We start from the raw sequence: 22,358 nt of genomic DNA, 5'->3' as shown, positions 1-22,358 counted from the left end.
CTCGGGATTGTCGACCTGGACATAGCTCCTGAAGATATCCCGCTGTCTATCCTCCGGGATACCGATTCCGTTGTCCCAGACGCTGATCCTGACGAGGTCGCCGCGTCTTTGGCAGCTCACCAGAATATGCCCCTTCTTTCCCCTCTGTTCGGAAGGCGTATAACGCACCGCATTGAGCACCATATTCCGGACGATCCTGTCCAGCGCATGCCGATCCGTCCGGATCAGATAAGGCCGGCTATGGAGTCTCAACGTCAGCCCCTTCGCCCGGGCGATCGGTCGCACGTCCACAACGATCGCGTCTAAAAGCGAAGCCAGCATGATCTCTTGAATCTCTACATGCCAGGTACCCGATTCGAGGCGGCAGATATCCAGTGCACCGTTGATCATATCCACCATCGCATCCACCTGTCTCTGTGCAATCGAGAGGTCACCAACCAGATTGGTTGATCCAATGTTCCGGAAGATATAGTTGAGCTTCAAGCCGAGCGTGGTGAGCGGCTGGCGCAAGTCATGGCTGATCGCCGCAATAAACTGGTTCTTCTCCGCCGTCGCCGCTTCAGCCAGCGATCGGGCTTCGACGAGAATAAGCTCTCTAACACCTGCGCGCTTCTGATCGTCACAGATAAACCATGCGATAAAACAAAGGCCAATCAATTGAGCCGCCAGCCAGTCAAGCGTAATCGGCCGGTAAATGAACATCAGATTTCCCATGCTTAGCCCAAATGGAATCGCGCCGAGCAGAAGTGAACATAAAGTCGCACGAAGACTAGGAGCCAGTAGCAAAATAGTAACTACATGGCTAATCAGCGTCAGTTCGACAAAAGTCATCCTCACCAATCTGACGTAATGACTATGGCCGCGCGGCCATGAAGGTGGCAGTAAGCCAAAACTAGCCGCCGCCCACCACAACGATGTCAGCATGATCAACACGGCCCAGGCCCAGTGCAGTTGCTCGACCGTGGTGACGCCAGCGTGCTTTGGAAGCGCGATGGTCTTTCTTAGCAGGAAAAAAGCCATGGGGGCGGCGATCCCCCACAGTCCAGACATCCAGACGATGCGGAACACAGGGTCAAAACCCGATGTACTGATCCATTTTCCAAATACGAACGTGCCTGCGCTGCCGAGCAACAGAAGCGCCATCCAATATAGCTCTCGACGGGACAGCGATTCCAATAACTTGCGTTTGACGAGCAGATCCTGCTCGGCAGTGAGCACTGCAACCGGTCCCAGAAAAAGCTTCACCGATTCAGCGAATCGGCGGAGCCCGATTCTTTTAACCTTTCCACCCGCGCCCATCGATGTTCTGGCCCCGGGCTTGTTGCCCGCGTGCGAATCACCGCGTGTTTGAGGACGGGACGCCATAGTAGGCCTCTGGGATTCAGTGCAGCATACGCCCCATTTTGATAGCGGTTCCGCAGCACGTCGATGGGAACAAGTGCTCTGCTGGATACAGAACAAAAGTTCGTCGTCAACGCAGGCGGATCCCATTGAGATTTGTGACCAATGCGCCGGGCATGGGGTTGAAGACCGTCAAAAGATACAGATCGAGGGCAAGTATGAGGCCGTTCCTCGGCGTCACGCAGCACTGCAACTCCCGGACATCCAGGCCAAGCACTGCTTGTCAATCGCGATAGTCTGGGCTCGGAACGCGTAAGTCGCTTCGACATGCATCCACAACCCGGCGTGCGTGTCGTACTTCAAAAAACTAATCCTAACGAATGCACGCAAATCGATACCGAACATTTATTCGCCCAAAGGGGAGCATTTAATACCGAACATCAGATGGCCAACCTAACTACAACTGAGATGGCCAAACGTCGGAATGAATCAGCATAATCTGACACAGGGAGGGAGTAATTCACCGCGGCCCCCGCGAGTTTCTGCACACCGTACTTCGGCAACTGATCAGCATCGTGCCGCCGTAATGCCATGTTCCCATTCAACCGATTCAAGGAGCTCCAACATGAAGATCCTTGCATGCGTCGTACTCGCCATCGGTGGGCTTGCCAGCCCGGTCCTCAGCTTCGCTCAGAGCACCGAGCCCGTCACGCGCGCACAGGTTCGCGCAAACCTGATCCGTCTAGAGGAGGCCGGCTATCGAGTCGGCGACGGCGACAGTACGACGTATCCCGCGCAAATCCAGGCGGCTGAACTGAAGATCAGTGCACAGGACAGCCAGCAGGTGGCCAACACCGCCGTTGGCGGCACGACGATGAATGGCACCTCGGCTGCCGGCAGTGCCCCGCATTTGTCGAACCTCTCGCCATCGTCGTGCGCCGGCCCCGCAAGTTACTGCAACATTTTCTTCGGTAACTGACCGCGGGGTTTTGTCGCAATAAGGAGGTGAGGTCAAGCATAAGCGATATCTTTGGTACTACTTCTGCCGCCAACGCATAGAACTGCTGGGCTGCAGAACGCGTGGTGCGGTGGCGACACATCATCTGCCCTTTTTTAATCATGTGCATGACTTCGATGCCACCCAGTAAGATGCGGGTGCAACGAAAATTCTTGAACCCCAGCATGGGACGAATACGGCGCTTGATAGCCCGATGGTCCTGCTCGACGACGTTGTTCAGATATTTGGCCTGACGAATCTTGATTGACGTATCGCGTTCGGCGTTGATCGCATGCAGCCCTGCGAGATTGGCGCCGCTCTTGTCGATCGTCACCGTCTCCGGGACACCGTTTTGATCGATGGCCTTCTCGAAATAACGCCGGGCGGCCACCTTGTCCCGCTTGGCTCGCAACAGAAAGTCAACCGTATCGCCCGCTTTATCAACGGCCCGGTACAAGTACTTCCATTCACCGTTGACCTTGACGTAGGTTTCGTCCATTCGCCAGCTTCTACCGACTGCGCGTTTTTGTCGCCGAAATGTCTTTTCCAGCGCCGGCAGAAGTTTGATGGCCCGGCGATGCACGGTCGAATGATCGACCGAAACGCCCCGCTCGGCCATCATATCTTCCAGATGACGCAGGCTCAGCGGATAGGCCACGTACCAGCGCACACAAGTCAATATCACATCCGGCGGATAGTGCAGCCGTTTGAGCACCTTGTTCCTGCCCGCATTCAAGCTCGTCATCGTAGATCACGTCTTTCGTTTTCCCAGCGCCACGATCGCAGATTGTCTTAATGCGACAGCGCCAACTTGCCTCCTTTATTGTATTACGCGCTTCGGTGAGCCAGAAGCCCCAGACGAGATGGCATTGTTGCTCTATCTGCATCGATGCAGGCCAACGTCCTGAGCAAACGGAGGGCGCACAGAATGCCCGCGGTGCGAAAAAAGCCTACCCTTGATGGAAACTCTCGTTGACCCGGCCGACAGAGCCGGGCTGTCGAATCCCCACACGCGTGCGATGACGGAGAAAGTCATGAACAAAACCCTCGGGACAATGGCTGGCGCCGCGATATTGTTTGTCGCGATCTGCCTCACCGAACAACAGGCTCTCGCGCAGTCAGCAGGCGACATCGTGGGTTCGTGGACCTTGGTGTCGCTGACGGTTTCGCGGAGTGGCACCCAGACAGAGTTACTCGGTCCGCGTCCGGAGGGCCAGTTGATATTTGGGAGCGACGGCCGCTACGTTCTGGTTGGGGTTCGTACCGACCTGCCGAAGTTCGCATCCGGTGACCGCCTCTCAGGATCCGCTGAGGAGAACAGAGTAGTTGCGCAGGGCAATGTGGCACATTTCGGCACATATACGGTGGACCAGGCGGCACACACCATTGTATTTCGCATTCAGCGGGGTACATTTCCGAACTGGGATGGAGAGGTCCAACAAAGACCGTTCACCCTTGTTGGCAATCGGCTAACTTACGTTACTCCAGGAAGCTTCGGGTACGGGGCACAAATGGTAGTGTGGCAACGTGCGAAATAGGCGAGAAAGTGTGCGTATGAGGGGTTTGGGAAGCCACCGCCCACGCTACGTCCGGGTCTCGCCGACGATGCTGACGAAAGCGTTGCACCACTCGCCGTTCTGCGTGTTCCTCTCATTTGGCGACCCTCGACCGTTTGCAGCAGAAATCCGCGACGCGGGCGCCGCGCTGATCTGCCAGGTGCAGTTCTTGTCGCAGATCGACGTGGCCCTGGAAGCTGGCGCCGCAGCGATCGTAGTAGAGGACACCGAGGCAGGGGGGCACGGAGGAAACCGTTCAACATTTCCGTTTGTGCCGGAAGCTGCCGACTACTTGAAACAACGCTCGCCCGGAACTTTGCTGATTGCGGCCGGAGGCATAGCGGACGGGAGAGGATTGGCGGCAGCCCTGATGCTTGGCGCAGATGCGGTAGTAGTGGGCACTCGTCTGTGGGCGTCGGCCGAAGCGCGTACCGGAGCCATTCTTTGTCGAACTGGGCGCGGCAATCAGGTGGCGTCGACTGCCGATCCAGCCTTGAGCATCAGGCCTTTCTCCGTCAGGATTTCATTGACCAGCGCCAGCATTTGCACCGCCAGTCCGTGCGTTTCCAGCAGATGGCGGAACCGGAGAATCGTGCTTTCATCCGGCAAGCGAACCATCCCGCCGTCGAGACCCGCGAACTCGCGATACAGCGGAACGTCATAGAGTGCCTCTTCCATGGCAGGGTCTGACAGACCGAACCATTGCTGCATGAAATGAATCTGCAACATCGTTGCAATCGGGAACGGCGGCCGACCGGTTTTGCCCGTGGGATAGTGCGGCTCAATCAGCGCAATCAGCTTCAACCAGGGCACAACACGTCGCATCTCATCGAGAAATTCCCGTTTGCGCGTGCGCTTCGTTGACAGATCCAGACCAAGACCAAGTTGCGTCATCACACTGCTCCTCAACTAATTCGCTCTGTTTCCAGGATAGCTCAGCAGCAACGCAATGCCAGGACTTTTGCAGACCTTCCTTAACATTTTGGCACGATCCGATGCAGAGATCCGCCTGTTCCATTTCGTGCGAGACTATTTTTAGTGCATGACGAAGCTAAGCGTCGTCGTGAGGATAAATTAAAGCGTTTGCTGAAACAATAAAGCATTTCGTGAAAAAATTTGCATTAAAGCGGAAGCTGGATTTTGTCTTCATCTTCTGCTTTATTCCTCAACCCCGCACACACCGAAACCCGGCATACACATACTGATAATGCGGCTGAAACCAGTTGCGAAATTCCGGCCGCAGCATGCACAGCGCGGTACGCGCCGAGCCGCCCTTCAGCACGTAGTGCTGCCCATCGAAGAAGTTGGCCGAATAGCCGGGATAGAACGGAAACGCTTCGAAGCCCGGCAGCGCTTCGAACAGCGTCGAGGTCCATTCCCAGCCGTTGCCGAACTGACCTTCCGCGCCGAACGTGCTGACGTTGTCCGGATGCGCGTCGACGGGCCGTGGATCCCAACTGCGGAAATCGAAGTTCCCCGATGCCGCTTGAGGCACACCGTGCGCCGCGCGTTGCCATTGCGCCTCGGTCGGCAGGGTTTTGCCGGCCCAGCGCGCGTAGGCGCTCGCTTCGGCGTGGCTCACGTAGACGGGCCAGTCGAGCGGCAAGGGCACGTCGTCGAACATCGTGCGCAGCGCCCATGCGGGGCGACCGTCTTGCGCCGTGTGTTGCGACCAGCCAGCGGGATGCTCGATGCGCTCCGCTTCCTTCCACGCCCAGTCCTTCGGCGACCACCACTTCGGCTCGCGATAACCGCCGTCTTCGATGAACTCGAGGAACGCACCGTTCGTGACCATGTATCGATCGATCTCGAACGCGGGCACGTCCACGCTCATTTCGCCGAACTCATTATCCCAGCCGAAGCGGCCGGCCTCGCGCGGCATGCCGAGCACGGCCGTGCCGGCCGGCACGCTGACCATCGACGACAACGCGTCGCGCTGCTCATCGCTCGTCACCACCGGCTCGCGCAACGCGGTGTTCTTCTGCGCGAGAGGCAACTGATGGAGCATGTACGCGAGCGTTTCCGCATGCATCAACCGATGCTCGATCGCGACGTTCAGCAGCTGCACGGCCGCCTCGTCGTGCGCCGCGCTGCCGAGTTCGTCGAGCGCGGTGTCGATCTGCCGGCGCGCGCGCGTCGCATACTCGCGCACGGCGGCGAGCGACGGCCAATCGCCGGGTTGATCGGTGGGAAAGCCGCCGTCTACCGGATCGATGCCGAAGGCGAACAACTGGTCGAGTTCCGGCGCGAAAGCCGGCAGATCGAACAGACGCTGGTCGAGCAGATTGCGATCGAACGCTTCGAGATGGCCGATGTAGAACACGACGCGGTGACGCTCGCGGATCGGCCGTTCATAGAGGTAGTCGGGTTTGACGATCGCAAACAGGTCGTCGGTGACTTGACGCGCGTCGAGCAGGCGCTGCACGAGCGGATGATGCGGGACAGGGTCGCGATTCATTGGGGCCGGGTCTCCATGCAACACGGTTGCCGTGGGGGGGACGGTCTGAAAACTCTACCCGCTCGCAGGCGGCGTGCCAAGACTAACAGCGCGACCGTCCGGGCCACTCTGGCCGCTAGATCTGCCGCAAGCCTTCGAGATCGACGATGTGAATGTGCTTGCCTCGCGTGTCGATCAGGCCGCGTTTTTGAAATCTTGACAGGGTACGGCTGACCGTTTCGAGCGTCATGCCGAGGTAGCTGCCCATGTCCTCGCGCGTCATTCGCAGATTGAATTCCGACCACGAGTAGCCGCGCTGCGCATTGCGCTGTGACACGTCCAGCAGGAAGGCGGCGACGCGTTCGTCGGCGGACAGCGAGCCGAGCACCATCATCTGCGCGGCTTCGCTGACGATCTGCGCGCCCAGTAGCTTGTGCATGCGCTCCTGGATCGAACTGATTTCGCGACACAGCAGCTTCAGCGCGCTATATGGAACGATGCACACCGTGCTGTCTTCCAGCGCGACGGCGCTGCACGCATGGACGTCCGCGCTGATGCCGTCGAGCCCGAGCGGCTCGCCGGCCAGACGCAGCCCGGTGACCTGCTCGCGGCCGACGCGGTGGACCATCACAGTCTTCATCGAGCCGGAGCGCACCGCGTAGATATTGTCGAAGCGGTCGCCGCTGCGATACAGCGCTTCGCCGCGCGGCACCGAGCGCGCCGAACAGATCAGCGTTTCGAGCTTCGGCAGTTCCTCCGCCGACAGCCCCTGCGGCATGCAGATCTCACGCATCGAACAGCTGGAGCAGCGCGCGGCGGTACGTGCGGCTGCGCGTGCCGCCACGGCCTCGCGGTTGCCGGCGGAGCGGGTCGAGGAACGGGTCACAGCAGTAGGATTGAGCATGTTCGATTATTGGTAGTGGTGAAATTGTCCCACCCGCTATGACCCGCAACTGGCGGCAAAGTGACACGTTCGCTGCTCGGCAGTCCGAGCAACGGCGGTGCTCTGACGAAGGTGAGAAGGTGAGCCGCCGCGGCCTATATCGACGTCGCCCGTCGACGGGTAGCGTGGCTCGATTCCGGCAAGGCAGGGCGTGGCGTGCCGCCCTGCGCCTGATGAAAGAGTCAGGCGGGTTCCTTGTCGGTGCCCGCGGCGGACGGTACCAGCAGAACCGGAAGAGTGGCCTGGCGCACACAGCGTTCAGCGACGCTGCCGAGAATCAGCCGCTGAAAGCCACGCCGACCGTGCGTGCCCATCACGAGCAGGTCGGCGTTGAATTCGGCGGCGGCCTGCAGCACGATCTCGGCGACATCGCCGAGCGACGAAGCCTCGGCGACCGCCGGGTTGCCCTTCACACCTTGCTCGGCCATCACTTTCGAAAACTCGGCACGCAGCTCCTGGCCTTCCTCGATCAGGCGGTTGCGCAGGATCGACGGGTCGTAGCCGGGCGCCTCGAAGTACATCGGCGTGTTTTCGACGACATAAAATGGCCGCAACACCGCGCCATTCGATTTGGCGAGATCGAGCGCCGCTTCGAACGCACGGCGTGAGGTATTGCTGCCGTCGACCGCTACAAGGATGCGTGTGTACATATCGGCTCCGCGTCAAAAATGCGTCTGCCACATTGCTAGCCGCGGCAGGTTTATTGATCTTTTATACCAATGAAGCTTAGATGATCGCCGGAAAAGATGCACCGGACCAGGATGTAAATCAAACATTTGCCAAATAATCCGGCGCGGCGCGGACAAAATGGCGGGCGCGGCGGCGTGCGCGAAGCGGCCTGGCATGCTTACAACCCGTAAAACTTTGCTGAAGCCGAAACAGGGTTGGCCTTACAATCAAGCCATATTCAGACAAGCTGGCCAGTCCGCTGATGAACGATCGAAAAACCAAGGGCTTACCCGAGCAGATCTACGGCGACATTCTCAACCGCATCCTCGAAGGCGAGTACAAGGAAGGCGAGCGATTGCCGACCGAGCACGCGCTGGCGGAGCGTTTCGCCACGTCCCGACCGACCGTGCGCGAAGCGCTCGCGCGATTGCGGGCCGACGGCATCATCTCGACGCGGCACGGCTCTGGCACGACCGTCGCGCGGCGCCCCGATCCGGACGTACGCCGCTTCGCGCCGCTCGAAACGCTGTCCGATATCCGCCGCTGCTATGAGTTTCGCATCGTGACCGAGGCGGGCGCGGCCGCGCAGGCAGCGCTGAAGGCCGACGCCGACGACATCGCCGCGATCCAGCACGCGTGGGACGAGCTCGAGCGCATCATCGAGGCGCAGGGGATCGGCGCGAAGGATGACTTCCTGTTTCATCAGGCGGTCGCGCGCGCGTCGAAGAATCCGTTTTTCATCACGGTGATGTCGTTCATCGAGGAGCAGATCCTGTTCAGCATGAACCTGTCGCGCAATCTGTCGCTCGTCAAGACGGTGGAGCGGCAGCGGCTGGTGCAGGCCGAACACATGGCGGTGCTCGACGCAATCCGCCGCAAGGACGCGGCGGGCGCGGGGGCCGCAATGCGCGCGCATCTCGAGAACGCGCTGGAACGGATGTTCGGTTCCTGAGTCCGCGCGCGGGTGAAGGCGTCGCGACTTTTGTCAGGCCGCGCTTCGGCGCGGCTCAAGCAGCGACGGCGACCGGCCCGAACAGCGAGGTCAGCGTTTTCGCGCTCACCGCGACGTCGAGCGCGACGGCCCGCTCGATGCCAATCTGCAGCGGCGGCCCGAGCCGGCTGATGTCGAGGCCGGCTCGGCGCAGCATCCTCTCGATCGGCGTGGTGGTCACCGTGACGTAATGCGTGATGCCCATGCGCTGCGCGAAGCGCATCACTTCCTGAATTGCGCGGATTGTCATATCCGTGAAACCAAACGACTGTTCCTCACCGCCGGTTTCGATCGCCCAGCGGCTCAGTTCCCAGATATGTCGCCCGACCGGCGCGGCCGCGCCATGCAGTAGCTGCGGGAAGGTGTCTTTCAGCATGTTCGGACCTTCGGTCGGCATCAGGCGCCAACAGCCGCGCAACCGTTCGTCTTCGCCCTGAATCAGCATGTAGTACGGCCCGAGCGCGTCGTAGCCGTCTATCTCCATTCCCGCGATGGTCGGAATTTCCCAGCCGAGCCGGCCGTGAAAGACACGGGCGCGCAAGCGGTACATCTCGTTGATCAGTTCGTTGTCGAATTCCTGCCGGAGTCCAATTCGGATCGTGGTTTGCATGACGTTCTCCTGTACGCGTTGGGGGGCTGCCAGATACGCAGGAAAACTTATGCATTCTGAATCTTTGCGCCACCTACCTACCTGGATAGGTGTGGATGCTTATCGGGTATATCAGAATTCAGACTCGTCTCCGCCCCCAACCTACAAGGGTCCAAAATGGAACTCCTCGACAATCACTGGCAACCGCAAACCCACCTCCAGGCGCGTCCTTCGGAGGTCTCTTCGGCAGTGGATCGGGTTCTGATCATTGCCTATCGGAAGAAGAAAAAAGAGAGCCAGCGCCGTTTCTGGGCTCGCTTCGGCGTCACGCAATCGCGCGGCAGCCGCTTCGAGTCGGGCGCGGAGATCCCGGCGCCGGTGTCGATCCTGCTGGGTCTGTACTTCATGAAGACCGTGTCGGACGCCGATCTGGGTCGCGCCGAGCGTGTGATGTACAGCCGCGACGCGGCCGCGCTGCTCAACCCGGGTCAATAAGCCCAAGCTGCGCCGCGATCACGGCTGCCGCACGCCGCGAATTCACGCCGAATTTCGCCCTGATGTTTTTCATATGGAAGTTCACCACCGCTTCCGAGCAACTCAGGATGTGAGATATCTCCCACGTGGATTTGCCGCGTGCGGTCCATTTCAGACATTCTCGCTCGCGCGGCGTGAGCTTCGGCATCAAGGTCTGCGCATGTGAATTCAGATGCTGTTTGCTGGTGTCGATCACCAGGTCGCGCAACAGCACGAGGTTCGGCAACGCGGCGTTCACATGGCGCCTGAACCCGTCTGACGGCTTGTCGTCATTGACGAAGCACATCATGCCGGCTTCCAGATTCGGCCCATGAATTGGCAGCGTCACGCCCGCGCCGAGGCCGTACGAGCGAGCTTCCTCATACAGGGATTGCTGCGCCGGGCTGGCGAAAATCTCGGGCGTCCAGACCAGCGGCGATGAGCGTGACAGGCAGTGTGCGACCGTCGGATCGATATGCACCATGCCTTGCTCGTCGTACGTCTGGCGCCATGCCGGTGCGTAAGTGCTGCGCAGGTAAGCGTCCTCGAGACGCATGGTTGGCCGCGGCAGCATCGCGACCAGAATCTTGTCGAAGCCCCACGTTTCGGCAAAGCCCGTAATCACGCCGAACCATTCCGCCTCGTCGGCGGCGTCCAGTAGCGGTGCCATCTGCTCGATAAAGTGTAGCGACAATTTTTTGGCTCTCTCAGGCTCGCAAACATCCCGTTCGCGGTTATTGGCAGACAAACTTCGGTCCGCTCTTTTGGTCCGCATAATCTATCACTAAAAACTCGAACGCAATGCGCCGGTGCTCCGCGGGGTAAACGATAGCCGCCACGTGATAGCAACGCCGGCGTCGCCTATTATTATGCTGATTGAAATAAATCTTTAACCCGGCCGGGCTTCTCGGGTGCGCGGCGCGGCTAATCGGCATCCGGCGACAGATTTTAATATGTTTCGTTGACAGCATTATTTCGTCGCGCTTTAAAATAAATCGTATTTACTCGATTATCCGGGAAAGCGGGTTATTGCTCGCCGTGTCCTTGTTGCCAAAAAAAGCCTGCGCCGATTCCGCTGGCTGCGGGCCCGCTTCATTGTTATACAAAAGGAAATTTCGTGATCGGCTCCCGCGCAATTCGCCGCCGACGGCATGCCGGGCGATCGTCACGCGCAGGTTGTTTGACAACATTGTGATGCCGATGCTACCGTGAAACCTCCGCCTGGCGCGTTTCCGCGTCAACCATCATGAACGAATCACCGCTGAGCGACGGCGAGTTCGCCGCGTCGGTCATGGCCGTGCCGCCGCTCGCGCGCCGGACCGACTACACGCTCGACCCTGCCCAGAATCTCGCGCTGATCCGCCATATCGAAGCGGGCGGCGTACGCACGCTACTGTATGGCGGCAATGCGAACCTTTATCACGTCGCGGTCAGCGAATACCGCGAACTGCTGGACCTGCTCGCCGAGGCCGCGGGTCCCGGGACACGGGTGATTCCGGCGCTGGGTCCCGACTACGGCAAGATGCTCGATCAGGCGCGCATCCTCGCGCAGACGCGTTACCGCACGGCGATGGTGCTGCCGCTCGGCGGCTTCACGACGCCCGAGGGCGTCGAGACGGGCCTCACGCGGATCGCCGACACGGCCGGCATGCCGCTCACGCTGTATATCAAGAGCGAAAACTACGTCGCTGTCGATACGCTCGCGCGGCTCGTCGAGCGTGGGACGCTGAGCGCGGTCAAGTATGCGATCCCGCGCGACAACCCCGCTGACGATCCGTATCTGCGCCGGCTGCTGCAACGCGTGCCGGCCGCGAAGATCGTATCGGGCATGGGCGAGCGGCCGGCGCTCGTGCATCTGCGCGAGTTCGGGCTCGCAGCGTGGACGACCGGAAGCGGCTGTATCGCGCCGAGCATGGTGATGGCGCTGCTGCGCGCGGTGCAAAGCGGCCGGAGCGCCGATAGCGCCGATAGCGCCGGTAGCGCCGTTAGCGCCGACCACGACACCGCCCAACGTCTGCACGATGCGTTCATGCCGCTCGAAACGCTGCGCAACGACATCTCGCTGATCCGCGTGCTGCACGATGCAATCACGTTCACGGGCCTCGCCGACATGGGGCCGCTGCAGCCGCTGCTCAGTTCGACACCGCGCGAGCATCATGCGAAGATCGCGCAGACCGCGCGCACGCTGCTCGCTCTCGAGCGCGAGTTCGCGGCCACCCAATCGAACCGCTCCGACACGCAGACAACCCCATGACCGATCACAGCCGACGCTATCCCGATCCCTCCATCCGTGTGTTCGATCCGCGCTTCAAGTCGTTGATCATCGCGTCGGCGTCGGTCGAATGCTTGCATCAGGGCACGCGCTGGTCGGAGGGGCCGGTGTGGTTCGGCGATGGCCGCTATCTCCTGTGGAGCGACATTCCGAACGACCGCATCCTGCGCTGGGACGAAACGACGGGCGCGGTCAGCACGTTCCGTCAATCGTCGAACAATGCGAACGGCCATACGCGCGATCGCGAAGGGCGTCTCGTCAGTTGCGAGCACCTGACGCGGCGTGTGACGCGCACCGAGTACGACGGCTCGATCACCGTGCTCGCCGATCGCTATCAGGGCAAGCGCTTCAATTCGCCGAACGACGTAGTCGTCAAATCGGACGGCTCGATCTGGTTTACCGACCCGACCTTCGGCATCGAAGGTTTCTACGAGGGCGAGCAGCAGCAGTCCGAGCTGAAGGCGTGCGTGTATCGGATCGACGGCCAGTCGGGCGAGGTGTCGATGGTCATCGACGACGTGCTCGCCCCGAACGGTCTCGCGTTCTCGCCGGACGAATCGCTGCTGTACGTGGTCCAATCGCGCGGCGAGCCGCGCAAGATCCGCGTATTCGATGTCGAGGCCAATGGCAAAGGCACGACGCTGTCGAACAACCGCGTGCTGATCGACGCGGGTCCGGGCACTCCGGACGGTTTTCGTGTCGACACGCATGGCAACTTGTGGTGCGGGTGGGGCATGGGCACCGACGAGCTCGACGGCGTGCGCGTGTTCAGCCCGCAAGGCGAGCCGCTCGGCCACATCGCATTGCCAGAGCGTTGCGCGAACGTTTGCTTCGGCGGACGGCATCGCAACCGTCTGTTCATGGCGGCGAGCCACGGGTTGTATTCGCTGTTCGTCAATACGCAGGGCGTGCGCGGAGGTTGAGCAGTTGTCCGCTAACCGGACCACATGTATTGCTATCGCGGCGAGGGCTCGGGTTTGCCCTTAACCCGCGGTGCCGGGCATTGAACGACAAGGATTTCAGGTTAAACGAGCCATTTTCTCGCCCGACTCACACTCTCGACTATTTGCTTGACATCGGCTGTTGCGCTTCGCTATGTTCCCTTGGTAGAAAGACACCGCCCGCAACGCATCGACCAGCGGGCTTCCATACCAAGAAGCGAGGAGACGCAATGACTGTTTCGCACAGGTTGTCGTTCAAGCTGGTATCCGTCTGTATCGCCGCGAGCGCGGCGTTCACCCTTGCCGCGCACGCGGCCGATCCGGTCACGATCAATATCGTCGACGTGGCCGGCGATCTTCAACTCACGCAGAAGGGCTTCGAGGCGTTCAAGGCGAAGAATCCGAATCTCGTCGCGAACATCACGTTCACGAACGCGCCCGCGCCGCAATTGCCCGGCAAGATCAAGGCGATGCAGGCCGCGGGCCGCTCCGACATCGACCTCGTTTTGACCGGCACCGACGCGCTCGCGGCCGGCATCGAACAGAACCTGTGGATCAAGCTGCTGCCCGACAACGCGGCGCAGTTCCCCGGCGTGCTCGACAAGTACGCGCCGGGCCCGCGCAAGATGCAGGATCTCGCGCAAGGCTACGGGCTCGAGGTCGCGTATATGCCGGCTGGTCCGCTGCTCGAATACAACCCGGCCAAGGTCAGCGATCCGCCGAAGACACCCGAGCAACTGCTGCAATGGTGCAAGGCCCACCCCGACAAGCTGATCTACGCGCGGCCGGCCAATTCCGGTCCTGGCCGCACGTTCCTGATGGGCTTGCCCTACGTGCTCGGCGACAAGGACCCGCAGGACCCGGTGCACGGCTGGGACAAGACGTGGGCGTTCCTGAAGCAGTTGAACGACTGCATACCGTACTATCCGGGCGGCACCTCGGCGGTGATGAAGGAACTGGGCGAAGGCACGCGCGACATGACCGTGACCGTGACCGGCTGGGACATCAATCCGCGCGCGCTCGGCATCGTGCCGGCCGAATTCCGCGTACAGCCGTTCGACAACATGACGTGGGTCAACGACGCGCACTACATGGTGGTCCCGAAGGGCGTGCCGAAGGAAAAGCTCGACGTGCTGTACAAAATGATGAACTTCATGCTGGAGCCCGCGCAGCAGGCGCTGACCTACGACGACGGCTACTTCTATCCCGGCCCCGCGATCAAGGGCGTCTCCGTCGAGCAGGCGCCCGCGCATAGCCAGGAGGTACTGCAAAAGTATGGCCGGCCCGAATACGCGAAGTTGTTGGCCGATCGTCCGCATGCTTTGCCGCTGAATGCAGCAGCGATGGTCGCCGCCTTCAGGAAGTGGGATAGCGACATCGGCGCGCAGAAGACCCGTTAGGCCTTCTCCATTGCGACGGAAAACGAGGCGAAACGCAGCGCGGCGTGAGGTACCGCCGCGCTGCATGTTTTCAGCGATCACGCGCCTCGGCTTAACTGCCTGATGCGCCGCGCCCACCGCACGCGCGGCACTCGCGACATCCGTCGCCTCACGCGGATCAGGAAACCGCCATGAAGCATCACTTTGAGCAGTTGCGGCTCGATTCGGTGAGCCGCAGTTTCACCAACGCGCAAGGCCACGCGATCGCCGCGCTGCAGGGTCTCGATCTGACGATCCGGCGCGGCGAGTTCATCGCGCTGCTGGGGCCGTCGGGTTGTGGCAAATCGACGGCGCTGAACTGCATCGCCGGATTGCAGCCGCTCACCGGCGGCGGCATCTGGCTCGACGAGCGGCGCATCGACGTGCTGCCGCCGGAAAAGCGCGGCTTCGGCATGGTGTTCCAGAACTACGCGCTGTTCCCGCATATGAGCGTGCTGGAGAACGTCGGCTTCGGGCTGAAAATGCGCGGCGTCGGCAGAAGCGAGATCGCGCGCCGCGCACGCGAGGCCTTGAAACTGGTGCAACTGACGGGGCATGAGCACAAGCTGCCCGGCCAATTGTCCGGTGGCCAGCAGCAGCGTGTCGCGATCGCGCGTGCGATCGTGATCGAGCCGCCGCTGATCCTGATGGACGAGCCGCTGTCGAATCTCGATACGAAGCTGCGCATCGAAATGCGCGCGGAAATTCGCCGCATCCATACGCAGCTCGAACGCGCGACGCTGTACGTGACGCATGATCAGGACGAAGCGCTGTCGATGGCCGATCGCATCGTCGTGATGAGGGAGGGTGTCGTGCAGCAGGTCGCGAGGCCGAAGGAGGTCTATACGCGGCCGCGCAATCTGCATGTCGCGCGCTTCATGGGTTATCGCAATGTCGCCGAGTTCACGCTGGAGGGCATGCAAGGCGATGGCGTCGTGGTCAGTGCCAACGGCGTGCGGCTCATCGGTACGCCGATGGCCGGCTTCGACGGCAAACGCGTGAGTGTCGCGCTGCGCCCCGAAGACATGGAGCGCGCCGAGCCCGGCGCCGCCAACGCGTTCGAGGCGCTGATCGACGCGGTCGAGTATGGCGGCCACGATTCGCTGCTGCGCGTGAAGTCCGCGTTCGGCGACGTATGGGCGCGCGTGACCGGTGAATGCGCGGAGGGCGAGCGCATCACGCTGCGCGTGCGGCCGTCGTGCGTGCTCGTCTACGACGCCGAGGCCGCATGAACACGCCGACGCTTGTCCCCCCGCTTACGTCCCGCGCGCCGCGCGATGCCAAGGCCTGGCTCGTCGCGCCCGCGCTGCTCTTTATCGTCGCGCTGTTCATCTATCCGTTTGCGTATGGTCTCGCGCTGTCGTTCCGGCCGATGAACGGCGGCGGCGTGTGGGCCAACTATCTGACGTTCTTTACCGACACGTCGATGTGGCCGACGATTCTCGTTACGCTGAAGCTGTCGGTGCCGGCCACGCTGATTAACGTCGGCGTGTCGGTGCCAGTCGCGTTCGCGCTGCGCCGCTACTCGCGGTATCAGAAGATCGTCACGACGCTGTTGGTGATCCCGGTGACGCTCGGCACCGTGCTGATCGCCGACGGCATGCTCACGTACTTCGGTCCGCACGGCTGGCTGCCGCAGGCGTTGCAGGCGCTGCATCTGTACACCCAAGAGGTGCGGCTCACGCACAACTTCACGGGCGTGCTGCTGTCGCTGATCGTGTCGGGCTTTCCGTTCGCGTTTCTGCTGACGCTGTCGTACGTGACCGGCATCGACCCGACGCTCGCAAGCGCGGCCGCGACGCTCGGCGCGAGTCCGTGGCAGCAGTTTCGCCGCATCTATCTGCCGCTGCTCGTGCCGGGGCTCACGATGGCCGCGTGTCTGTCGTTCGTGCAGGCGTTCTCGGTGTTTCCGTCGGCGGTGCTGCTCGGCGCGCCCGCGGGTCCGACGCGCGTGATGTCGATTGCCGCGGCCGAAGCCGCGTTCGAGAGCTACGACTATTCGCTCGCATCGGCGATCGCGATGGTGATGGGCTTCGTGCAACTGCTGGTGGTCGCCGCGCTGCTCGGCGCGCGCCGCTGGTTCTATCGTGGTCCCGTAACGGGAGGCAAAGGCTGATGACGACCGATCGTCGCGCGACGCAGCCCGACTGGTCCGCGTCCACCTCCGCTTCCGCGGCGCCTCAGCCGGGCGACGGCGCCCGCGAGCCAGCGCAACGTGCGCGTCAGCGCGCGAATCTGCCGGGCCGCATCTGGCAGGTGCTGGTGTGGGCCGTGATGGCGTTCTTCCTCATCAACGTCGTGCTGCTGATTGCGACCGTCGCGGTGAATTCGATCGCGACGCGCTGGTTCGGCACCGCGTTGCCGCAAGGCTTCACGCTGCACTGGTATGCGCAGGCCTGGAGCGACTTCCAGCTCGCGAGCGTGCTGTGGGTGACCGTGCAGGTGGTCGGCGCGGTCGTGCTGCTGTCGGTGCTGCTCGGCGTGCCGGCTGCGTATGCGCTCGCGCGCGTGCAATTCCGCGGCAAGCGCCTTGCGATGCTGATCTTTCTGCTGCCGTTGATGGTGCCGCCCGTCACCTACGGCATTCCGATGGCGACCGCGATGTACAAGGTCGGACTCGCCGGCACGCTATGGGGCGTGATTCTTGCGAATCTCGTACCGGCGCTGCCGTTCGTGATTCTCGTGATGACGCCGTTCATCGAGCAGATCGATCCGAATCTCGAAGCGGCCGCGCGTATTTTCGGCGCGAACACGTTCCGCTATTTCCGTTACGTGCTGCTGCCGCTGCTCGTGCCGGGCATGCTGGCGGCGGGGCTGCTCGTGCTGGTGCGCACGATCGGCATGTTCGAGCTGACGTTTTTTACGGCCGGTCCGGCCACGCAAACGCTGGTGGTCGCGTTGTACTACGCTGTGTTTTCGACCGGCGTGCGCGCGCCGCAATCGATCGATGCGATGGCGATGATCTATATGGCGATCACCTTGGTCTGGGTGCTGATCGCACTACAATTCGTGAGCCCGACGCAGATCGTGTCCCGCGTGAAAGAACAGAGGCGCTGACGCATGGTCGGCGCCAATCGTGGAGTAGACGTTGACGAAGAGAAAGACCCCCGAGGAATTGCGTAGTCATCGCTGGTACGGCGCGAACGATCTGCGTTCGTTCGGCCACCGCTCGCGCACCGCGCAGATGGGCTACAACCGCGACGAATACGCGGGCAAGCCGGTCATCGCGATTCTGAACACGTGGAGCGAGATCAATCCGTGCCACACGCATTTCAAGCAGCGCGTCGAGGAAGTGAAGCGCGGCATCTGGCAGGCCGGCGGCTTTCCGATCGAGCTGCCTGTGCAGACGCTGTCCGAGCCGTTTCAGAAGCCCACCACGATGCTGTACCGCAATTTCCTCGCGATGGAAGCCGAGGAGATGCTGCGCTCGTATCCCGCCGACGGCGTCGTGTTGATGGGCGGCTGCGACAAGACCACGCCCGCTTTGTTGATGGGCACGATCTCGATGGATCTGCCCGCCATCTTTCTGCCTGCCGGCCCGATGCTGCGCGGCAACTGGAACGGCGTGACGCTCGGCTCGGGTTCCGACTCGTGGCGCTACTGGGCCGAACTGCGCGCGGGCACGCTGACGCCGGACGACTGGCAGGGCGTCGAGGGTGGCATCGCGCGCTCGCCCGGTCACTGCATGACGATGGGCACCGCATCGACGATGACGAGCGCGGCCGAAGCGCTGGGCTTCACGCTGCCCGGCTTCGCGTCGATTCCCGCGCCCGATTCGCGGCATGCGCAGATGGCCGCGAAAACCGGCATGCGTATCGTCGAGATGGTGTGGGAGGATCTGAAGCCGTCGGACCTGATCACGGCGGCATCGGTCGATAACGCGGTGACGACTTGTGTCGCGCTGTCCGGGTCGACCAATTCGGTCGTGCATATGATCGCGCTTGCACGGCGCGCGGGCATCGAGTTGACGCTCGACCGCTTCGACGAGATCGCGCGCCGCACGCCCGTGCTCGCGAACATCAGACCGACCGGCGCCTATCTGATGGAGGACTTTTTCTACGCTGGCGGTTTGCGCGGGCTGCTCGCGGAACTGGGCGAACTGATCGACGGCTCGCAGAAAACCGTGAACGGCCGCACGCTCGGCGAGAACCTTGCCGGCGCGCGCATTTTCAACGACGACGTGATCCGCCGCCGCACGAATCCGCTACTGCGCGACAGCAGCCTCGCGGTGCTGCGCGGCAATCTCGCGCCCGACGGCGCCGTGATCAAGCCGGGCGCGGCCGAGCCGCATCTGCTCGTGCATACGGGCCGTGCGGTCGTGTTCAGCGACTACGACGACATGGCCGCGCGCATCGACGACGACGCGCTCGACATCGACGAAAGCTGCGTGCTCGTGCTGCAGCACGCGGGGCCGGTCGGCGCGGGCATGCCCGAATGGGGTCAACTGCCGATTCCGCGCAAGCTGCTGCAAAAGGGCGTGCGCGACATGGTGCGCATCTCTGACGCGCGGATGAGCGGCACGAGCTATGGCGCGTGCGTGCTGCACGCGGCGCCCGAGGCATTCGTCGGCGGGCCGCTGGCGTTGGTGCGAAGCGGCGATCTGATCGAGCTCGATGTGCCGCGCCGCAGGCTGAATCTGCTGGTATCGGACGAAGAACTCGCGCGCCGCAAGGCCGCGTGGGTCAAACCCGCTGCGCGCTTCGAGCGCGGCTATGGCGCCCTGCATCAGGCGCACGTGTTGCAGGCGGATCAAGGCTGCGATTTCGACTTCCTGCAGCGCGGCGGCGTGAGTCCCGATAGCTCGGGCGAGCCGGAGATTCACTGAGGTTCAATACCCCACGCGATACACGCGGCCCGTCTGCGCCCCTTCCACACTGCGCAGATAAGCAAGCGCCGCGCGTTGCGCGCTGACGGGCTCGAAGCCGCGAAAGAACGGCGCGTAAGCTTCCATCGACTCGGTCAGCACGGTCGGACTCACCACGTTGATGCGCAGCCCGCGCGGCAGTTCGATCGCGGCGCCGCGCACGAAGCCCTCGAGCGCGAGATTGACGGTCGTCGCGCTCGCTCCCTGCGGGATCGGCTCGTCGCCCAGAATGCCGCTCGTCAGCGTGAACGATCCGCCGTCGTTCACATACGGCAGCGCCGCGAATACGACGTTGATCTGGCCCATCAGCTTGTCGCGCAGCCCGACCCGGAACTGCTCGATGCTCATCTGCTCCAGCGGACCGAAATGCACCTTGCCGGTCGCGGTGACGACGCCGTCCACCTTGCCGATGTCGCGAAACAGCCGCTCGACGCTCGCCGGGTCCGTGCTATCGACGTGATATTGCCCGCGCGTCGCGCCCACCTCGATCACTTCGTGACGCGCCTTCAGCTCCGCGCGGATCGCCTGGCCCAGCGTGCCCGTGGCACCGATGACGACGATTCTTTTCATCCGCAACTCCGTTAAACGAACCCACGTTAAACCAAGCAAAGCACGCACCAGAATAAAACAGTGCGTGCTGCGTGATTGCCTGATAAATCGGAATAAACCCGGTAATTCAAACGCGCGCGTATAAAGGGATGATACGCGCGCGCCTATTTCACCCGATGTAATTCGATTACGCGCGCAGGCCGCAAATGATTGAGCGCATAGTGAATGCGGCCACGATCGTGGCGCTGTCCGACCGGACGCGGGTCGTCGTACTGATGGTCGGCCGAGTAGACGTCGAGCGGCTCGGCCATGCCCTTGTCGATCACCGAGTAGCCCGGCTCGAGCGCGAGCAGCAGGTGGTTGCCGCCGACCCTGCTGTCGAAGCCGGCCATGCCGTCGAGCGACTCGGGCACGCTGTTGTCGAGCGTCGCATTGCTGGTCGTGACCGCGTCGGGCGAGATCGCGCCGTGGCCCGCCAGACGGGCCGCTTCGCGGTTCTTGCCGTCGGTGTCGACCGTACTGTCGTGCGTGCGGTCGTTGTGCAGGTCCGTGCTTCGTGGGTCCTTCGGGTCCGGTTTCGTACCGGCGTTTTCGGGTTTGCTGATCGCGCTATTCATCGTGCATTCTCCTGAAGCGGACATTCGAAGAAAAGAGCAAAAGCCGTTCCGACTGACACGGCGCCGCGGTGCGCGAGAGTCGCGATGCGTTGTCCGCCATCCTTCGATGCGAGTGGCGTTGCCTCGCGATTGAATGGCGATGACGTCCGCGATTCATTTGGTTTTTTTCAATGGACGCGTATTTTCTACAGAGTATGATCTTACTCCTGCGACCGACGCGCGGATAAATTGGCGGCATGCTCCGGCTGTTCCAGCATGGTCGGAAAAACTAACAAACAAATGGCCGCGCGACTGAGAAAATGTTACGGGGCTTCAGGGGCGGGTGACTCATGCACTTCGATGCTGCATTCACACATCGCGGCTATCTTTTGAATTGCGAACCGGCGCGCTCGGGCGACGGCTCCTGGCAACCGTATGTGGTGATCTCGCGCTCGAGCGACGGCGAACTGGTCGCTAACCGTTTCTTCCCCACGGAACTGCGCTTCTCCGACGAAGCCGCTGCCATCGCGCACGCGCGCGATTGGGCAGTGCGCTGGATCGACGCGAGCAGTCTGACTATCTGAAGTCAGGGAACGATGCGAGCGTGCCAGCGCACGTCGACGCAATGAATCCGAGCCGACCCGCGCGCTGCCGGGCGGGCACCGTTAAAACGCGGTAATCTCTGCTCGATAACCACTTCGAACCGTGCACGCCGCACGGCGCCGTCCCTTATGCCCAACGAGCCTTCCCATAACTGGGGCCTTGAACAGATCGTCGCCGACCTGCGCGCCTCGCGCGAGCAATTGCATCGCACGCGGCATCCGCTCGGCATTCGCGAATTGCCATCGCGCGAAGCGGTGGTCAATATCGTGGCCGGTCTGCGCGCCGCGATGTTTCCGACGCATTACGGCGCGCCCGATCTAACCGACGAAACGGTCGACTACTACGTCGGCCACACGCTCGAAAGCACGTTGCGGCTGCTCGCCGAACAGATTCGCCGCGCGCTGCGCTTCCTGCCCGAGTTCGGCGAGACGCCGGACGCCGAATTGCGGGAGCGCGCGTTCGCGGTGGCGCGCGAGTTCGCGACGCAGCTGGCGGGCATACGCGCGCTGCTCGTCAGCGACATCCAGGCTGCGTACACCGGCGACCCCGCCGCGCAGCACATCACCGAAATCCTGCTGTGCTATCCGGGCGTGTGGGCGATGACGCATCATCGGCTCGCGCATGCGCTGCATCGGCTCGGCGTGCCGCTGCTCGCGCGCTTCATCAACGAGATCGCGCACTCGGCGACCGGCATCGACATTCACCCGGGCGCGACGATCGGGCCGAGCTTCTTCATCGATCACGGCACCGGCGTGGTGATCGGCGAGACAGCGATCATCGGCGAGCGCGTGCGCGTGTACCAGGCGGTCACGCTCGGCGCGAAGAGCTTCGCGGCCGATGAGGACGGCACGCTGATCAAGGGCAACGCCCGGCATCCGATCGTCGAGGACGATGTCGTGATCTACGCGGGCGCGACGATTCTCGGACGCGTGACGATCGGGCGCGGGTCGGTGATCGGCGGCAACGTGTGGCTCACGCATAGCGTGCCGCCGGGCAGCAGCGTATCGCAAGGCAAGGTCCGCGAAGGAGAGCGCACCGACAACGGACGGCAATGATGCACGGCTAGCCGCCGCGCCCGC

22 protein-coding genes and 3 pseudogenes are annotated in these 22,358 nt (G+C 62.2%); 14 read left to right on the top strand and 11 right to left on the bottom strand.

Going from position 1 to position 22,358, the window contains the following annotated elements; genetic code table 11:
- A partial coding sequence (locus HDG32_RS03785; RefSeq protein WP_184063313.1) for a HAMP domain-containing sensor histidine kinase occupies positions 1–1,365 on the bottom strand: 1,365 nt, incomplete at its 3' end.
- A gap of 460 nt (positions 1,366–1,825) precedes the next feature.
- Between HDG32_RS03785 and HDG32_RS03780 the strand changes: the two genes are divergently transcribed.
- Positions 1,826–2,320, top strand: a complete 495-nt coding sequence (locus tag HDG32_RS03780) for a DUF4148 domain-containing protein (RefSeq protein WP_311539402.1) — start codon at positions 1,826–1,828, stop codon at positions 2,318–2,320.
- Positions 2,321–2,384: 64 nt separating this feature from the next.
- On the opposite strand, the pseudogene HDG32_RS03775 reads toward HDG32_RS03780, so the two are convergent.
- A pseudogene (locus HDG32_RS03775) lies at positions 2,385–3,083 on the bottom strand (IS6 family transposase); the annotation flags it as partial.
- A gap of 289 nt (positions 3,084–3,372) precedes the next feature.
- Here HDG32_RS03775 and HDG32_RS03770 point away from each other — a divergent pair.
- Positions 3,373–3,876, top strand: coding sequence for a lipocalin-like domain-containing protein (locus HDG32_RS03770; protein ID WP_184063309.1), 504 nt, complete (start codon positions 3,373–3,375; stop codon positions 3,874–3,876).
- A 16-nt stretch (positions 3,877–3,892) separates the two neighbouring features.
- Positions 3,893–4,273 (top strand): annotated as a pseudogene (locus HDG32_RS03765) (nitronate monooxygenase); the annotation flags it as partial.
- A 24-nt stretch (positions 4,274–4,297) separates the two neighbouring features.
- On the opposite strand, the pseudogene HDG32_RS03760 reads toward HDG32_RS03765, so the two are convergent.
- From HDG32_RS03760 to HDG32_RS03745, 4 genes and pseudogenes are all read right to left on the bottom strand, one after another.
- A pseudogene (locus tag HDG32_RS03760) lies at positions 4,298–4,788 on the bottom strand (IS5 family transposase); the annotation flags it as partial.
- A 271-nt stretch (positions 4,789–5,059) separates the two neighbouring features.
- Positions 5,060–6,352, bottom strand: coding sequence for an SUMF1/EgtB/PvdO family nonheme iron enzyme (locus HDG32_RS03755; protein ID WP_184063307.1), 1,293 nt, complete (start codon positions 6,350–6,352; stop codon positions 5,060–5,062).
- 115 nt (positions 6,353–6,467) lie between these two features.
- Positions 6,468–7,235: a helix-turn-helix domain-containing protein gene (locus HDG32_RS03750; protein ID WP_184063305.1), complete on the bottom strand. Its 768-nt coding sequence runs from the start codon at positions 7,233–7,235 to the stop codon at positions 6,468–6,470.
- 221 nt (positions 7,236–7,456) lie between these two features.
- Positions 7,457–7,924: a universal stress protein gene (locus HDG32_RS03745; RefSeq protein ID WP_184063303.1), complete on the bottom strand. Its 468-nt coding sequence runs from the start codon at positions 7,922–7,924 to the stop codon at positions 7,457–7,459.
- Between the two features lie 281 nt (positions 7,925–8,205).
- On the opposite strand from HDG32_RS03745, the gene HDG32_RS03740 reads away from it, so the two are divergent.
- Positions 8,206–8,895, top strand: coding sequence for a FadR/GntR family transcriptional regulator (locus HDG32_RS03740; protein ID WP_184063300.1), 690 nt, complete (start codon positions 8,206–8,208; stop codon positions 8,893–8,895).
- Positions 8,896–8,950: 55 nt separating this feature from the next.
- Here HDG32_RS03740 and HDG32_RS03735 read toward each other — a convergent pair whose 3' ends face one another.
- Positions 8,951–9,544 (bottom strand): acyl-homoserine-lactone synthase, encoded by a 594-nt coding sequence (locus HDG32_RS03735; RefSeq protein ID WP_090807325.1) that lies wholly within the window; start codon positions 9,542–9,544, stop codon positions 8,951–8,953.
- 156 nt (positions 9,545–9,700) lie between these two features.
- Between HDG32_RS03735 and HDG32_RS03730 the strand changes: the two genes are divergently transcribed.
- Positions 9,701–10,018 carry a hypothetical protein gene (locus tag HDG32_RS03730; RefSeq protein ID WP_013092374.1) on the top strand — a complete coding sequence of 106 codons (318 nt, stop codon included), beginning with the start codon at positions 9,701–9,703 and terminating at the stop codon, positions 10,016–10,018.
- On the opposite strand, the gene HDG32_RS03725 is transcribed toward HDG32_RS03730, so the two are convergent.
- Together HDG32_RS03725 and HDG32_RS03720 are read right to left on the bottom strand one after the other, a co-directional pair.
- On the bottom strand, positions 10,002–10,706 hold the full coding sequence (locus tag HDG32_RS03725) for a LuxR family transcriptional regulator (protein WP_184024798.1): 705 nt from the start codon (positions 10,704–10,706) through the stop codon (positions 10,002–10,004). The two genes, HDG32_RS03730 and HDG32_RS03725, sit on opposite strands and share 17 nt — an antisense overlap.
- Positions 10,707–11,037: 331 nt before the next feature.
- On the bottom strand, positions 11,038–11,226 hold the full coding sequence (locus tag HDG32_RS03720; protein WP_184063296.1) for a hypothetical protein: 189 nt from the start codon (positions 11,224–11,226) through the stop codon (positions 11,038–11,040).
- A 56-nt stretch (positions 11,227–11,282) separates the two neighbouring features.
- Between HDG32_RS03720 and HDG32_RS03715 the strand changes: the two genes are divergently transcribed.
- The 7 genes from HDG32_RS03715 to araD all read left to right on the top strand — a co-directional run bounded on the left by HDG32_RS03715 (position 11,283) and on the right by araD (position 19,492).
- A complete protein-coding gene (locus tag HDG32_RS03715; protein WP_184063293.1) occupies positions 11,283–12,290 on the top strand; it encodes a dihydrodipicolinate synthase family protein in 1,008 nt (335 codons plus the stop codon).
- A complete protein-coding gene (locus HDG32_RS03710) occupies positions 12,287–13,231 on the top strand; it encodes an SMP-30/gluconolactonase/LRE family protein (RefSeq protein ID WP_184063290.1) in 945 nt (314 codons plus the stop codon). The genes HDG32_RS03715 and HDG32_RS03710 overlap by 4 nt, the downstream gene beginning before the upstream one ends.
- Positions 13,232–13,479: 248 nt before the next feature.
- A complete protein-coding gene (locus HDG32_RS03705; protein ID WP_184024804.1) occupies positions 13,480–14,649 on the top strand; it encodes an extracellular solute-binding protein in 1,170 nt (389 codons plus the stop codon).
- 170 nt (positions 14,650–14,819) lie between these two features.
- Positions 14,820–15,899 carry an ABC transporter ATP-binding protein gene (locus tag HDG32_RS03700; RefSeq protein WP_184063287.1) on the top strand — a complete coding sequence of 360 codons (1,080 nt, stop codon included), beginning with the start codon at positions 14,820–14,822 and terminating at the stop codon, positions 15,897–15,899.
- Positions 15,896–16,783 carry an ABC transporter permease gene (locus HDG32_RS03695; protein WP_018423602.1) on the top strand — a complete coding sequence of 296 codons (888 nt, stop codon included), beginning with the start codon at positions 15,896–15,898 and terminating at the stop codon, positions 16,781–16,783. The genes HDG32_RS03700 and HDG32_RS03695 overlap by 4 nt, the downstream gene beginning before the upstream one ends.
- The gene (locus tag HDG32_RS03690) at positions 16,783–17,724 is read left to right on the top strand and encodes an ABC transporter permease (RefSeq protein ID WP_184063284.1); all 942 of its coding nucleotides are present in this window, start codon (positions 16,783–16,785) and stop codon (positions 17,722–17,724) included. Before HDG32_RS03695 ends, HDG32_RS03690 begins: the two co-directional genes overlap by 1 nt.
- Positions 17,725–17,755: 31 nt before the next feature.
- Positions 17,756–19,492, top strand: coding sequence for an L-arabinonate dehydratase (gene araD / locus HDG32_RS03685; protein ID WP_184063281.1), 1,737 nt, complete (start codon positions 17,756–17,758; stop codon positions 19,490–19,492).
- Between the two features lie 3 nt (positions 19,493–19,495).
- Here the strand turns inward: araD and HDG32_RS03680 are convergent, their stop codons facing one another.
- On the bottom strand, positions 19,496–20,101 hold the full coding sequence (locus HDG32_RS03680) for a short chain dehydrogenase (RefSeq protein WP_184024817.1): 606 nt from the start codon (positions 20,099–20,101) through the stop codon (positions 19,496–19,498).
- Between the two features lie 143 nt (positions 20,102–20,244).
- Positions 20,245–20,697 (bottom strand): DUF3005 domain-containing protein, encoded by a 453-nt coding sequence (locus HDG32_RS03675; protein WP_184024819.1) that lies wholly within the window; start codon positions 20,695–20,697, stop codon positions 20,245–20,247.
- 329 nt (positions 20,698–21,026) lie between these two features.
- Between HDG32_RS03675 and HDG32_RS03670 the strand changes: the two genes are divergently transcribed.
- Positions 21,027–21,260, top strand: a complete 234-nt coding sequence (locus HDG32_RS03670) for a hypothetical protein (protein WP_013092363.1) — start codon at positions 21,027–21,029, stop codon at positions 21,258–21,260.
- Positions 21,261–21,407: 147 nt separating this feature from the next.
- Entirely contained in the window at positions 21,408–22,334 is a 927-nt protein-coding gene (gene epsC / locus HDG32_RS03665) for a serine O-acetyltransferase EpsC (RefSeq protein WP_090807303.1), read from the top strand.
- Positions 22,335–22,358: the final 24 nt, after the last annotated feature.

The sequence above is a fragment of the Paraburkholderia sp. CI2 genome (assembly GCF_014201055.1).
Taxonomy (GTDB): domain Bacteria; phylum Pseudomonadota; class Gammaproteobacteria; order Burkholderiales; family Burkholderiaceae; genus Paraburkholderia; species Paraburkholderia tuberum.
This window is presented reverse-complemented; position numbering and strand designations above follow the sequence as displayed.